A 13,380-nucleotide genomic window follows, 5' to 3' on the forward strand; every position below is an offset into this window, starting at 1 on the left:
ACGAAAGGTACGTACAACAAACCATGAGCCATATCGAGCACACCTTTGCCCAGTTGGGTGTCCGGGACGAGATCGTCCGGGCCCTCCACGACATTGGCATCGAGCATCCCTTTGCCATCCAGGAGCTCACCCTTCCCCTCGCTCTCGGCGGCGCCGACCTCATCGGTCAGGCCCGCACCGGCATGGGCAAGACCTATGCCTTCGGCGTCCCGCTGCTGCATCGCATCGCAACCGGCGTCGAGGATCGGCCGCTCAACGGCACCCCCCGTGCCCTGGTCGTCGTCCCCACCCGTGAGCTGTGCATCCAGGTCTACGAAGACCTCACCAAGGCGGCTAAGTACCTGTCGGCCGGCGATCGCGACTTCACCGTCACCTCCATCTACGGCGGTCGCCCCTACGAGCCGCAGATCGAGGCGCTGCGCGCCGGTGTCGACGTCGTCATCGGCACACCCGGGCGTCTGCTGGATCTGGCCCAGCAGGGGCACCTGCAGCTCGGCGGTCTGGCGATGCTGGTGCTCGACGAGGCCGACGAGATGCTGGATCTGGGCTTCCTGCCCGACATCGAACGCATCCTGGCGCTGGCACCCGCTGCCGAGGTGCGCCAGTCGATGCTGTTCTCGGCAACCATGCCGGACCCGATCATCACCCTGGCCCGCACCTTCATGAACCGTCCGACGCACATCCGCGCCGAGGACCCGCACGCCTCCTCGGTGCACGACTCGACCGAGCAGTTCGTATACCGGGCGCATGCTCTGGACAAGATCGAGCTCGTCAGCCGCATCCTGCAGGCCGAGGGCCGCGGCGCCACCATGATCTTCACGCGGACCAAGCGGACCGCACAGAAGGTCTCCGACGAGCTGGCCGAGCGCGGCTTCTCCGTCGGCGCGGTGCACGGCGATCTTGGTCAGATCGCCCGCGAAAAGGCATTGGCCGCGTTCCGTTCCGGTGAGATCAACGTGTTGGTCGCCACCGACGTCGCCGCGCGCGGTATCGACATCGACGATGTCACTCACGTCATCAACTACCAGTGCCCCGAGGACGATAAGACATACGTGCACCGCATCGGTCGCACCGGCCGCGCCGGGCGAACCGGCATCGCGGTCACCCTCGTCGACTGGGATGACGTCGCGCGTTGGCAGCTGATCGACAAGGCGCTCGCCCTCGGCGTACCAGACCCCGACGAGACCTATTCCACCTCAACGCATTTGTTCAGCGAGATGAAGATCCCCGCAGACGTCAGCGGCTCGATCGGGCCCAAGTTCACTGACGGTCCGAAGAAGCGCCGCGAGCCCCGCGCCGAGCGTCCGGAGGGCGACAAGCCCAAGCGCACCCGCACCCGTCAGCGCACGCGCGCGGGCCAGACCGGCGAGGGATCGGCTGCCGAAGCGCCTGCCGCCGTCTCCACCGCAGAAGGTGACGAGGCCGCTCCCGCTCGCCGCCGCCGTCGGCGCCGTCGCCCGGCAGAGACCACCGCCTCGGCGTGATCGCACCGGAGCGGCGCACCCGGGCCGACATCATTGCCGCGGCGGTGATCGTCGTCGTGGTCGCCGTCACCGGCGCCACCATTTGGTGGACCAGTGATGCCCGCGCCACTGTCAGCCATCCCGCGGCCGGAAACATCAAGCGGCCAATGACGGCCGTCAGGGTTCCCGACTCGGTACGCGAGCTGTGGTCTGGCGCGAGTGCAGCGACCAAGGCCCCGGTCATCGCGGGCGGCGCCGTTGTCAGCGCCGACGGGCACGATGTGGCAGGCCACGATCCGACGACCGGTGCTCAGCTGTGGTCCTATGCCCGACGCAATCTCGATCTGTGTGGTGCCATCGGGTTCGTCGACGACACGGTGGCGGTCTATCGCGATGGACGCGGCTGCGGCCAGGTGACCATGATCGACGGGCAGACAGGCCGCCGAGGTGCCTTGCGCAGCAGTCCAGATGATCCGAAGGTGTCGCTATCGACCGACGGCACCTACGTGCTGGCACTCGGCAGCACCCGCCTTGAGCTGTGGCGCTCCGATATGGTGCGCACCCTCGAATACGGGCGAGTCGAGGCTCCGCTGAACCCGAGTGGCCAGCCCCGTGTGGACTGCACGCTGAAGTCGGGAGCCGTCGGAGCGAGCGTGCTCGCGGTACTGGAGACCTGCCCGCAGGATCCCACCCTGCGCCTGACGCTGCAGAAACCGACCCCGAAGGAAAACGACAAGCCCGAGGAGCTCTACTCGGCGGTGCTACCGGGGGTCGAACGCGGCTCTGCCGCCAAGGTTCTCGCGGTGGCCGACACCCGGACTGCCGTGTACCTGCCGGGGACCCACAACGAGCTGGTGGTCTTCGACGATCACGGGATGCGTGTCGGCGCGACGGCGCTTCCGGGTGAGGTGAGCCAGTCGAATGCCGCCACCCAGGCCGGCGACGTCGTCACCTGGTGGACGGGCAATCAGGTACTCGTACTGAGTGCCACCGACCTCGGTTACCGATTCGTCCTGCCCAGCAGCCGAAAGCCCTTGGGGCCGGGCACCGCCATGGCCGGCGAACTGCTGGTCCCCGTCGAGGGCGGCATCGACGCCTACAACATGACCACCGGCGAATTCCGGAAGTTCATTGCAGTACAACGTGATCCGGCCGACGAGAAGGGCCCCATCATCAGCGCCGTCGTCGGCAACACCATCGTCGAACAGCGCGGGTCACGAATCTTCGCGCTGGGATAGACGCGCGACCTTGGCACAGGGGGAACGGTGAAGCTGGTCGACAACGCAAGACTTCGAAGCGCGGTGGTCGCGTTCGCGGCCCAACCCGGACAGCAGCGGGCATTCGACGTGCTCCGGAACTGCATGCAGGGCGAGCTTCTCCTCGATGTCACGGGGTCGGACATGCCGGCCGAAGGCCCCGTCCCCTTCCCCGCTGGCACGCAGATGCAGATCCGAGGCGGTACCGGACCCGACGGTGGCCGCGCGTTGTTCGCGTACACGCGCAACGAGGAAATCGCGCGACACCACCCACCCGGCACCCATACGCAATCAATGGCGCAGTCCGCGGTCTCCGTCCTGGAATTCGTCCGAAGCCAGGCCGATCCCTGGCTATACATCGACCCCGCCGGCCCGACGTGTGCGCTGGCGGCCAACGAGATCGACTTCGCGTTACGGAATCCCCGCAATGACCCCATGCGAGCGGCGATCGAACTGGTCGCTTCGGGACAAACTGACCGGCAATCTGTTCTGCAGCTGCTCCGTCGAGACGGCCCGATGCTGCTGGGCGCAGATGAGCGCACAGTTCCGGGACAGGCCGCCACACGCAGAACACAGCTGCCCGATGGATCATTCGCGCTCGTCGCCTTCACCAGCGCCCCCGAGGTCATCGGATACGTCCCGTCCGACGCGGTCGCCTCCATGACCACACGCCAGGTGCTGGAGATGACCATTGAAGGCGGCTACTCCGGGCTCGTCATCAATCCGGCCGGGCCGTCAGTCTTCCTACCGGCGGCGGAGATCGCCGCGCCGGGATGACGCCGCGACGAGGACAAGAGCTCAGTCGACGGGTGGAGCGTACGTCGGCATGGCCTTGCCGCTCTTCCAGTGCTTCACCAAACTTTGCGCCAGCTCGCGGTAGGCCATCGCACCCTTGTTCTTGCGTCCGGCCAACACCGACGCGCCCGAGGCGCTGGCCTCGGCGAACCGCACTGTCCTCGGGATCGGCGGTGCCAGCACCGGGAGCTCGTAGCGATCGGCGACATCGAGCAGAACATCGCGACTGTGCGTGGTCCGCGAGTCATACAACGTGGGCAGCGCGCCCAACAGCGTCAACCCCGGGTTGGTGATCTGCTGGACGTCGGTGACCGTCCGCAGGAATTGACCGACACCCCGGTGCGCCAACGTCTCGCACTGCAGCGGCACCATCACCGAGTCGGCCGCGGTCAAGCCGTTGAGCGTGAGCACGCCCAGCGACGGGGGGCAGTCGATGATCACCACGTCGAACCCGTCACCCAACGATTCCAGCGCCCGCTTCAACGCGTACTCACGTCCGGCCCGCATCAGCAGCATCGCTTCCGCACCTGCCAGGTCGATGTTCGCGGGCAGCAGCGTCAGATCCTCGGCGGTGGTGACCAGCGCATCCTTGATGTCGGCCTGCCCCAGCAGCACCTCGTGCACCGAGACCCCGAGGCGGTCCGGGTCCTGCCCCAGCGAGAACGTCAGGCAGCCCTGCGGATCCAGGTCAACCAGCAGAACCTTCTTGCCGGCCTGCGCCAACGCCGCACCCAACGACGCCACAGTGGTGGTTTTCGCCACCCCGCCCTTTTGATTGGCTACCGCCAGCACCCGAGTCACGCCCACATACTGGCATGCCGAAGATGATCGCGACGGAAGTCGGTACGGCACAATCAACTGCGTGTCCACTCCCCACCACCGAATGTTGTTGTTACGTCACGGGGAAACGGAGTGGTCAAAGATCGGCAGACATACCGGCCGCACCGACCTGGACCTCACCGAAACCGGCCTCGCGCAGGCGGTGGCGGCCCGCGACGTGCTCGACAATCTTGATTTGGTTGATCCGTTGGTCCTATGTAGTCCGCGCCGACGCGCGATCCGGACGGCCGAGCTCGCCGGTCTGACGGTCAGCGCCATTGACGAGGACCTCGCCGAATGGGACTACGGCGACTACGAGGGCCTCACCACACCCCAGATCCGTGAGAACGACCCGGGCTGGTTGGTGTGGACGCACGGCTGCCCCGGCGGCGAGTCCGTGGCCCAGGTACAGGCCCGCGCCGACCGGGTGATTTCCACAATCGCCCCCGACCTCTTCCAGCGCGACGTACTTCTGGTGGGCCACGGGCACTTCTCACGCGCCCTCATGACCCGGTGGATCGACCTACCGCTCGAGCAGGGCACCAGGCTCGGTATGGCCACAGCATCGGTCGCGATCGGTGGGCATGAGCATGGACAACGCCAGGTGGCTGCGCTCGGGCTGACCGGATACCGGCACCCGGTACCGTCAACCTGATATGACGGCCACTGCTGATTCCCCCGCGCACCCGCATTTCGTGATGTCGCGGGCCGCCGAGGCGCTGTATGCGTACGGCAGCGAGGCCGCCTATGACAACATCGCGACCGCCGCCGAGGCGCTGCGTGCCGGACGTCACCACATGCTGGTGGGCGCACTGCCTTTTGACACCTCGAAACCGGCAGCGCTCACGGTTCCGGTGACCGTTCAACGTGGGCAACCTCAAGAGTTCTACGGCACCATGCCAAATATCCATGTGACACAGCAGGTTCCGGAACCGTCCGAGCATATGCGACGCGTCGGTGAGGCCATCGAGGCGCTCCGCGATACCGGCAGTGGACTGTCCAAGGTCGTCCTTGCACGGGTACTGGAACTGCAGGCCGACGCACCCGTGGACGCATTGGTGCTCACCCATCGGCTGATCCGAAACGACCCCGACGCCAACAGCTTTTGTGTCGACCTCTCCCCTGCCGGTGAGGGCTTTCGCGGCCGCACCATGGTGGGGTGCAGTCCCGAACTTTTGGTGGAGCGACGCGGCGACATGGTGATCTGTCACCCGTTCGCCGGATCGGCCCCACGGTCCAACGACCCGTCGCAGGATCGGCGCACCGGCGAGGATCTCGCCCGCTCGCACAAGAACCGGCACGAACACTCCGTGGTGATCGATCAGCTGCGCGAGGATCTCGCATCCTTGTGCGTCGACGTCCATGTCCCGCCGGAACCGACCCTCAGCCGGACCGCAGCACTCTGGCATCTCAGCACGTCCATTAGCGCCAGATTGCGCCAAAGCTCAACCACTGCACTCGATTTAGCGCTGGCGCTACATCCTACCCCGGCGGTGTGCGGTACCCCCACCGACGCGGCAGCCGCCCTCATTGCACGCATCGAGGGCGAGCGCGGGTTCTACGCCGGTGCCGTCGGCTGGTGTGACAGCTCCGGGGATGGCCGCTGGGCCGTGTCGATCCGCTGCGCCGAGCTCTCGGACAACGGCACCTTCATTCGCGCCTATGCGGGAGGTGGCCTGGTTGCCGAATCAGACCCCCAGGAGGAACTTTCGGAAACCACGGTGAAGTTCAGGACAGTGTTGGCAGGGTTAGGAGCTGAGATCGATGAGCCGCTTGCGCGAAGAGAATAGGGAATCGATGAGCCGCTTGCGCGAAGAGGATCAGGAACCGATGAGCCGCATGCGCGAAGGGAATCCAGCAGTGAGTAGCACCCAGATTCGCCGCGCCACCGAGACGGACGTTCCGGCCATCGTCGGACTCATTCAGGACCTCGCGGAGTACGAGAAAGCACGCGATGAATGTCTCATCACCGAGGAGCAGCTCCACAAGGCGTTATTCGGCTCGGCGCCAGCTCTTTTCGCGCATGTCGCCGAGTCGGACGGAGTGGTGTGCGGCACTGCGGTGTGGTTCCTGAACTACTCCACCTGGACCGGATACCACGGCATCTACCTTGAGGACCTGTACGTCGCTCCCGAGCAGCGCGGTACTGGTCTAGGCAAGGCGCTCCTGTCGGCACTGGCCGCCGAATGCGTGGCGAACGGGTACACCCGACTGGACTGGGCCGTGCTGGACTGGAATACACCGTCCATCAAGTTCTACGACTCGCTCGGCGCCAACCCGCAATCGGATTGGATCACCTACCGGCTCTCGGGCCCCGCATTAGCGAGGCTGGCCTCGGACCGCTAGTCGGACTCGTCGGCGCCGACGTCGTCACCGGCCGCCCACAACTGCGCGGTGGGGCTGAACAGCAACACCAGCGCGACGACGGCGACGATCGCGATCGGTACCCCGAGTGCAAGTTGGTGCGACCCGACGCCCGCGTACCACGCGACGGGCAGGAGCAGCAGTTGCATCATCACGGCGATCCCTCTGCCCCAACGCTTCCCTGTGGCGAGCGCGAGACCTCCCGCCAACACCGCGGTGCCGAAGATCGCGAACCAGGCCGCAGTGCCGTAACCGTTCACCAGGTGCTGATCGGCGCCGCCCGCCGCGCGCACCACCAGAACGACCGCGATCACCAACCCGACGGCGCCTTCACCGGCGACGATCATCCCGGCGCGACGGACGGTGTTCGGAACGGCTGTGGTCACGCGACAAGCCTATGTGGGCGCCGCACCGATAGGCTCATGCCCCGTGCGTGCGGTCCTCATCGTGAATCCCAATGCCACGTCAACTACGGCGGCAGGGCGTGACCTGCTGGCTCATGCGCTGGAAAGCCGTGTGCACCTGCAGGTTCTGCACACCGATCACCGCGGCCATGCCAGCGAGCTGGCTCGCCGCGCCGCCGACGAGGGCGCGGCCGTGATCGTCGTGCACGGCGGCGACGGCACGGTCAGTGAGGTGGTAAACGGTCTACTGGGACAACCGGGACACCCCGCGCCGGGTCCGCTGCCCGCGATCGCGGTGGTGCCGGGTGGTTCGGCCAATGTGTTCGCCCGTTCGCTGGGCATGTCCGCCGACCCCGTGCAGGCCACCAATCAACTCGTCGACATCCTGGACGCGCACCGTCACGACCAGCGGCGATGGCGCCGGATCAGTCTCGGACATTGCGGCGAGCGCTGGTTCATCTTCAACGCGGGTATGGGCCTTGACGGTGAAGTGGTGGCCGCGATGGAAGCGCACCGCAACAAGGGCAAGCAGGTCACCGCGGGACGCTACGTCACGCGGGCGGTGCTGAGCTTCTTCCGTGCCGCACGGCGCAATCCGACCCTCACGGTCGAACTCCCCGAGCACGAGCCACAAGCAGGCATCCATTTTGCCTTCATCTGCAATTCCAACCCGTGGACGTATGCGAACACCCGGGCCGTGTGGACAAACCCCGGCACCGGCTTCGAAAGCGGTCTGGGCGTGTTCGCATCGAGGAGCATGAACGTGCTCGCGAATCTGCGCCTGGTCCGCCACATGGTGGGAGCACCGCGCGCAGACCGTCCAGCAGGCCGTCACTTGCTGCGCAAGGACGATGTCCCATGGGTGCGGGTGCACGCGTCGGCGCCGATTGCCACGCAGGTCGACGGCGATTTCCTGGGAATGCGCAGCGACCTCACCTTCACCGCCGTACCCGACGTTCTGGACGTCGTCGCCCCGGCAAAACCCTCCGAAGCGTCTTCCTGAGGTCGACGTCACACGCAATAGCGTTGGGCGCCAGTTCGTTCCGGCCACAGCCGATTCACAGCCCTGACGCGATCCACGTCACACTGAGGCTCGATCGCGTGTACTACTTTTCGTAGTTGTGTTGCGCCAGACCGTGATCTTGTTCACGAGCAGGGGTGCGCGACCTGCGAAAATAGGGAAATATCGCCAGATTCAAGGCGGAGATCAGTCGAGTGTAGTACAAACGAATATGGCGGCTGACAACGCCACCCCCCAGTGAGATTGACCACGTGTTAACTAACGCTATTGACATCTGCTGAGCTTGTGAAACGATCGGAAGCAACAGTGCAGAAACATTTGGTACGCACGCGTTAACAGCCGAAAAACACTAATCTCGCGCGCTTCTGGCGCGCGCGATGAAAAAGGAGTGCACAACTATGGATTGGCGCCATAAGGCGGTCTGTCGCGACGAGGATCCTGAGCTGTTCTTTCCCGTGGGAAACAGCGGACCGGCCCTTGCCCAGATCGCTGACGCAAAGCTCGTGTGTAACCGCTGTCCGGTGACGACCGATTGCCTCACCTGGGCGCTCGAGTCAGGCCAGGACGCCGGTGTGTGGGGCGGCCTCAGTGAGGACGAACGTCGCGCCCTCAAGCGTCGCAACGCCCGCGCTCGCGCCCGCAGTACCGTCTAAACGTCGTAGCAATCAGAACCCGGCACAAGTTTAGTGCCGGGTTCTTTGCTGCGCTGAGCCGGATCTCATCCTGCGCAAAGGCTTCGTCAGGCCATCAAACGGGCACGTCGGCCCAGCGGAACCCGCAACACCGCATTCGTGCCGCCCTCGGGATCGGTGCGCATATCCAGCGACCCGTCGATCTCCGCCGACACCAGCGTCCTGACGATCTGCAATCCCAAACGATCCGATGTCTCCACGCTGAATCCGTCGGGTAATCCCCGCCCGTCATCGTGCACCACCACATCGAGCCAGCGTGCCGAACGCTCGGCCCTGATGATCACCTGACCGTATGCGCCCTCATCGAAGGCGTGTTCAATGGCGTTCTGCACCAGCTCGGTGATCACCATGATCAGCGGCGTCGCGCGATCCGAGTCAAGCACCCCGAGCGCGCCCTCACGGGATACCCGCACCTTCGTGTCGACTGTGGCGACATCGGTCATGATCGGCATGATCCGGTCGATCACCTCATCGAGGTTGACTTCCTCGTCCACCGACATCGACAGCGCGTCGTGCACCAACGCGATGGACGACACCCGCCGGACCGATTCGAAAAGTGCTTCGCGGGCTTCGTCATTGGGTGTGCGCCTGGCCTGCAGACGCAGCAATGCCGCCACCGTCTGCAGGTTGTTCTTCACGCGATGGTGGATCTCGCGGATGGTCGCGTCCTTGGACAGCAGTGCGCGGTCGCGCCGCTTGACCTCGGTCACATCGCGGGTCAGCAGCAGTGCCCCCTCCGACGCACCGCGCGCGACCAACGGCAGCGTCCGGATCAACACCGCAGCGCCACCGGCATCGACCTCCATGCGCATGCTGGGGCCCCCGGCGAGCACATCGCGGATGTGCGCCGCCAACTCCTGTCCCTCGAACGGGTCGGAGATTAGCGGTTTGGTGACGTCCATAAGGTCGTGGCCCTGCAGGTCGCTGGCCAATCCCATCCGGTGATAGGCCGATAGTGCATTGGGACTGGCGTATCGAACCGCACCGGACACATCCAGCCGGATGAAGCCATCACCCACACGGGGGCTCGAGCGCGACATGGCCTGATCGGCCACATTCGGGAAGGTGCCCTCGGTGAGCATCAGCAGTAGGTCCCCCGCGCATTCCAGATAGGCACGCTCCAGCGTGCCCTTTCTGAGCCGGGACGCCAATGCGGTCTGATGCGTCAGCACGGCCACCGTCCGGTCGCCGCATCGCACCGGCACCGCCTGCACATTCAGTTCGGAGGCGTGCTCGGTAAGGTCCGAATCGCTTTCACGCTCAATAGAACCGGTGGTGAACGCGGCATCCACCAAAGGGACGTCCGCATCCTTGGCGACGGTGCCGACGGCATCGTTGTCGATGATGGTCGGCGCGGTATTCGGCCGGCATTGCGCAACGCAGACGAAGGCACCGTCATCGCGGTGCACCCACATCAGGTAGTCGGCGAAGGAGAGGTCGGCCAGCAGCTGCCACTCGGCAACCACGGCATGCAAGTGATCGACCGCTTCGCCGGGCAGCATGGTGTGCTCGGCCAGCAGATCACCAAGAGTGGACATGCATGCTCCTCACGCAGAAAGGACGCTTACGCGCGCCGCACGTGCGGACTGCTCGCGGACGAAGTATCAGTCGTCGATGACGGCGATCAGATCGCCAGCCTGGATCACATCGCCCACCGAGACGCTGACGTCGCCGATGGTTCCTGCCACCTCAGCCAGCACCGGGATCTCCATCTTCATGGATTCCAGCAGGACAATGGTGTCACCTTCGGTGATTGCGTCACCCTTCTTGACGAGCACTTCCAGCACGCTGGCCACGATCTCGGCGTGTACTTCCTCGGCCACCTGCGCGCCACCTCGCTCTCGTCAAAAATCCAGTCAGTGATCCTCAGTATCGAACCACACGTACGGCATCCACGCGTTCAACCACCCACACCGGCATGAGAGACTGGATACACACACCGGCGCGCGCGATGCGCCGCCGGCATGTTATCGGGGTTCGCACCCCGGCCCCATCCGATCGTGAAGGAGAATCCCATGGCCAAGCGTGGCCGCAAGAAGCGCAGCCGTAAGCACAACGCCGCCAACCACGGCAAGCGTCCTAACAGCTAGCGCTAGGAGTTCTCAGCCCGCTGCTCGATGAGAGTGGTCTGAGTGATCTTCAACTTAAGACGCTCACGTAGCCCGTCAGGTGCCTTTTCTCCACCGCACTTGCGGGCTACGAGTGTTTTGATCTGCTCTTCAATCCCGTAATGCTTGAGGCAGCCGGGGCACTCTTCGAGATGATGCCGCAGCCGCGCGCTGTTCTCCAGGCTGCATTCGCCGTCGAGGAGGGTCCACACCTCCGCGATCACCTCGGCGCAACCCGACACTTCGCAGTTGCCACCTTTATCGACACTCTTCTTGAGTTCACCGTCGGTCATGCCCGATCCTCCGCAAGCTCATTGTTGCGCAGGAAGCCGCGTTCTTTGGCCACTTCAGCCAGCATTTCGCGCAGCTGGCGGCGACCGCGGTGCAGCCGCGACATAACCGTGCCGATCGGGGTGTCCATGATCTCGGCGATCTCCTTGTACGGGAAGCCTTCGACGTCCGCGTAGTACACGGCCATCCGGAATTCTTCCGGCAGCTTATTCAACGCCTCTTTGATTTCGTCGTCAGGCAGCCCATCGAGTGCCTCGATCTCCGCCGACCGCAGCCCCGTGGAGGTGTGTTCGGCGTTCGCGGCCAGCTGCCAATCGGTGATCTCCTCGGTCGGATACTCCGCCGGCTGACGCTGCTTCTTGCGATAAATGTTTATGTATGTGTTCGTCAGGATCCGGTACAGCCACGCCTTGAGGTTGGTGCCTTCTTTGAAGGTCTTGAACCCGGCGTATGCCTTCACCATCGTCTCTTGGACCAGGTCCTCGGCATCCGCGGGATTTCTGGTCATCCGTAGAGCCGCGCCGTAGAGCTGGTCCAACAGCGGCAACGCGTCACGTTCGAACCGTGTGGCCCGCTCGGCCTCGGTCTCGACGTGAACCGGATCCGGTCGTTCTGCAGCGCTGTCCAAACTTGTCACGGCGGTCCTTTCGGTAACGACACCGACCATACGGATCGGCACCGACATCGGACGTTCGAGGCACGCCATTGTCACCTGCAATACCCCTTTCCCGTGTTGAGGACTATGGTCCGCACGCCTTGCGGACAGTCTCATCAACACCGACGCATGCCGGGGTATTTCCCAACGTATCGCCACTGTCAATTGGAAATTCACCGGACTCAGCCTGATGCTCTTCGCGCAAGCGGCTCATCGCCGGGCACTAATGTGCCAAACGTGGGTTCCAAGGCCGCCAAAGCTGCCACGCCAGCAGTCGCCGTGCTCGTCGCTGCCGGAGTCGACTATCAACTGCTGCCGTATGAGCACCGCCCCGGCGAGAACGCATTCGGTGACGAGGCAGTGCGCGCGCTGTCGGGCTCCGGATTGGTTCCCGATCAGATCTTTAAGACGCTGCTGATCTCGCTGGATCGCGGGCCGGATCTCGCGGTAGCAGTCATCCCGGTGCCCGCGACGTTGTCACTCAAGGCCGCGGCGGCCGCTCTCGGCCGGGGCAAGGCCACGATGGCCGATCCGGCGGCGGCCGAGCGGAGTTCGGGCTATGTCGTGGGTGGAATCTCTCCGCTCGGCCAGCGCAAGCAGCTACCCACCGTCATCGACTCGTCGGCGTTGGAATGGGATCGGATCCTGTGCAGCGCCGGAAAGCGCGGGCTGCAGATGGCACTGGCACCCGCCGATCTGATCCGGCTCACCAACGCGGTGACGGCGCCCGTCACAGCAGGGTGATCTGCTCCCCCACGGCCTGTGTGGGTGTCCCGTCATCGGCGTTGAGCAGTTCCGGACCGTTGTTGGCGACGCTGTTGACCAACGAGGACACCTGGCGGGTATCGATGCCGGACACACCGGCGCCCTGCAACAGACGCGGATCCAGATCCTGGTCCGGATCCAGCCAGCGATCCCACAACTCCGCACCGAGCATCACGGGCATCCGGTCATGGATCTCCTGCAGCGGACCGCGCGCGTCGGTGGTGACGATGGTGCAGCTCAGCAGCGGCGCCGCGTCCTTGGCGGGCTTCCACACGGACCACAATCCGGCCGCGAACAGGTGCCGTCCATCGCCGGCGCTCATGTAGAACGCCCTCTTGGCACCTTCCTGTTTGCGCCACTCATACCAGCCATCCATCGGGACCAAGCAGCGCTTGGACTGCGCAGCCGTCCGGAAGGTCGCCGTCGTGGTGAGGCTTTCCGAACGGGCGTTGATCAGCGGCGCACCCTTGGACGCCGGACGGCCATCCTCGCGCGCCTTGGTCCACGTGGGCACCAGTCCCCACCGCATGGCGCGGATACGGCGCGAGGGCACGTCTCCGGGCTCGCCATGCCGCGTCACGACCGTGAGCACGGGATCGGTGGGCGCGACGTTGTAGTTCGGGATCGCGGGAAGCTTTAGGGCAGTGGCCTCAGTGGCGGCGGCCGTCTCGTCCACCGCGTCGATCTCAACGGCGAGGAGCGCCGGGTCGATCGTGACCGCGTACCGTCCGCACATATCGCCATGGT

Annotated in this window: 17 protein-coding genes; 10 read left to right on the top strand and 7 right to left on the bottom strand. The window is 65.0% G+C overall.

Annotation, left to right across the window (positions count from 1 at the left end):
• Positions 1–23 precede the first annotated feature (23 nt).
• From FZI91_RS02290 to FZI91_RS02300, 3 genes are read left to right on the top strand one after another with little or no spacing between them, the layout of a single operon-like run.
• Positions 24–1,484 carry a DEAD/DEAH box helicase gene (locus FZI91_RS02290; RefSeq protein ID WP_155937049.1) on the top strand — a complete coding sequence of 487 codons (1,461 nt, stop codon included), beginning with the start codon at positions 24–26 and terminating at the stop codon, positions 1,482–1,484.
• Positions 1,481–2,701 carry a hypothetical protein gene (locus tag FZI91_RS02295; protein ID WP_162525751.1) on the top strand — a complete coding sequence of 407 codons (1,221 nt, stop codon included), beginning with the start codon at positions 1,481–1,483 and terminating at the stop codon, positions 2,699–2,701. Before FZI91_RS02290 ends, FZI91_RS02295 begins: the two co-directional genes overlap by 4 nt.
• A gap of 27 nt (positions 2,702–2,728) precedes the next feature.
• Entirely contained in the window at positions 2,729–3,496 is a 768-nt protein-coding gene (locus FZI91_RS02300) for an SseB family protein (RefSeq protein WP_162525750.1), read from the top strand.
• A 21-nt stretch (positions 3,497–3,517) separates the two neighbouring features.
• Here FZI91_RS02300 and FZI91_RS02305 read toward each other — a convergent pair whose 3' ends face one another.
• Positions 3,518–4,315, bottom strand: coding sequence for a ParA family protein (locus FZI91_RS02305; RefSeq protein ID WP_162525749.1), 798 nt, complete (start codon positions 4,313–4,315; stop codon positions 3,518–3,520).
• A gap of 61 nt (positions 4,316–4,376) precedes the next feature.
• Between FZI91_RS02305 and FZI91_RS02310 the strand changes: the two genes are divergently transcribed.
• The 3 genes from FZI91_RS02310 (at position 4,377) to FZI91_RS02325 (ending at position 6,679) form a co-directional block, all read left to right on the top strand.
• On the top strand, positions 4,377–4,988 hold the full coding sequence (locus FZI91_RS02310) for an acid phosphatase (protein WP_162525748.1): 612 nt from the start codon (positions 4,377–4,379) through the stop codon (positions 4,986–4,988).
• 1 nt (position 4,989) lies between these two features.
• Positions 4,990–6,123, top strand: a complete 1,134-nt coding sequence (locus FZI91_RS02315; RefSeq protein ID WP_155937050.1) for an isochorismate synthase MenF — start codon at positions 4,990–4,992, stop codon at positions 6,121–6,123.
• 70 nt (positions 6,124–6,193) lie between these two features.
• On the top strand, positions 6,194–6,679 hold the full coding sequence (locus FZI91_RS02325; RefSeq protein WP_162525747.1) for a GNAT family N-acetyltransferase: 486 nt from the start codon (positions 6,194–6,196) through the stop codon (positions 6,677–6,679).
• On the opposite strand, the gene FZI91_RS02330 is transcribed toward FZI91_RS02325, so the two are convergent.
• Positions 6,676–7,083, bottom strand: a complete 408-nt coding sequence (locus FZI91_RS02330) for a hypothetical protein (protein WP_162525746.1) — start codon at positions 7,081–7,083, stop codon at positions 6,676–6,678. The genes FZI91_RS02325 and FZI91_RS02330 overlap by 4 nt on opposite strands.
• 43 nt (positions 7,084–7,126) lie before the next feature.
• Between FZI91_RS02330 and FZI91_RS02335 the strand changes: the two genes are divergently transcribed.
• Together FZI91_RS02335 and FZI91_RS02340 are read left to right on the top strand one after the other, a co-directional pair.
• On the top strand, positions 7,127–8,104 hold the full coding sequence (locus tag FZI91_RS02335) for a diacylglycerol kinase family protein (RefSeq protein WP_162525745.1): 978 nt from the start codon (positions 7,127–7,129) through the stop codon (positions 8,102–8,104).
• Positions 8,105–8,520: 416 nt separating this feature from the next.
• Positions 8,521–8,775 carry a WhiB family transcriptional regulator gene (locus tag FZI91_RS02340; protein WP_155937051.1) on the top strand — a complete coding sequence of 85 codons (255 nt, stop codon included), beginning with the start codon at positions 8,521–8,523 and terminating at the stop codon, positions 8,773–8,775.
• 86 nt (positions 8,776–8,861) lie between these two features.
• On the opposite strand, the gene FZI91_RS02345 is transcribed toward FZI91_RS02340, so the two are convergent.
• Positions 8,862–10,352: a sensor histidine kinase gene (locus FZI91_RS02345; protein ID WP_155937052.1), complete on the bottom strand. Its 1,491-nt coding sequence runs from the start codon at positions 10,350–10,352 to the stop codon at positions 8,862–8,864.
• A 66-nt stretch (positions 10,353–10,418) separates the two neighbouring features.
• Entirely contained in the window at positions 10,419–10,637 is a 219-nt protein-coding gene (locus FZI91_RS02350) for a biotin/lipoyl-binding carrier protein (protein ID WP_162525744.1), read from the bottom strand.
• A 192-nt stretch (positions 10,638–10,829) separates the two neighbouring features.
• On the opposite strand from FZI91_RS02350, the gene FZI91_RS24285 reads away from it, so the two are divergent.
• Positions 10,830–10,904: a 50S ribosomal protein bL37 gene (locus FZI91_RS24285; protein ID WP_085988129.1), complete on the top strand. Its 75-nt coding sequence runs from the start codon at positions 10,830–10,832 to the stop codon at positions 10,902–10,904.
• A gap of 2 nt (positions 10,905–10,906) precedes the next feature.
• Here FZI91_RS24285 and rsrA read toward each other — a convergent pair whose 3' ends face one another.
• Both rsrA and FZI91_RS02365 read right to left on the bottom strand, forming a co-directional pair.
• Positions 10,907–11,215: a mycothiol system anti-sigma-R factor gene (rsrA, locus tag FZI91_RS02360; RefSeq protein ID WP_155937053.1), complete on the bottom strand. Its 309-nt coding sequence runs from the start codon at positions 11,213–11,215 to the stop codon at positions 10,907–10,909.
• Positions 11,212–11,919 carry a sigma-70 family RNA polymerase sigma factor gene (locus tag FZI91_RS02365; RefSeq protein ID WP_155937724.1) on the bottom strand — a complete coding sequence of 236 codons (708 nt, stop codon included), beginning with the start codon at positions 11,917–11,919 and terminating at the stop codon, positions 11,212–11,214. The genes rsrA and FZI91_RS02365 overlap by 4 nt, the downstream gene beginning before the upstream one ends.
• A gap of 186 nt (positions 11,920–12,105) precedes the next feature.
• Here FZI91_RS02365 and ybaK point away from each other — a divergent pair, with 186 nt between their 5' ends.
• Complete coding sequence (gene ybaK, locus FZI91_RS02370) at positions 12,106–12,612, top strand: Cys-tRNA(Pro) deacylase (RefSeq protein WP_162525743.1); 507 nt, start codon at positions 12,106–12,108, stop codon at positions 12,610–12,612.
• Here ybaK and FZI91_RS02375 read toward each other — a convergent pair.
• Positions 12,599–13,369 (bottom strand): SOS response-associated peptidase, encoded by a 771-nt coding sequence (locus FZI91_RS02375; protein WP_155937055.1) that lies wholly within the window; start codon positions 13,367–13,369, stop codon positions 12,599–12,601. The two genes, ybaK and FZI91_RS02375, sit on opposite strands and share 14 nt — an antisense overlap.
• Between the last annotated feature and the right edge of the window lie 11 nt (positions 13,370–13,380).

The organism is Mycobacteroides sp. CBMA 271 (assembly GCF_009729205.1).
In the GTDB taxonomy this organism is placed as follows: domain Bacteria; phylum Actinomycetota; class Actinomycetes; order Mycobacteriales; family Mycobacteriaceae; genus Mycobacterium.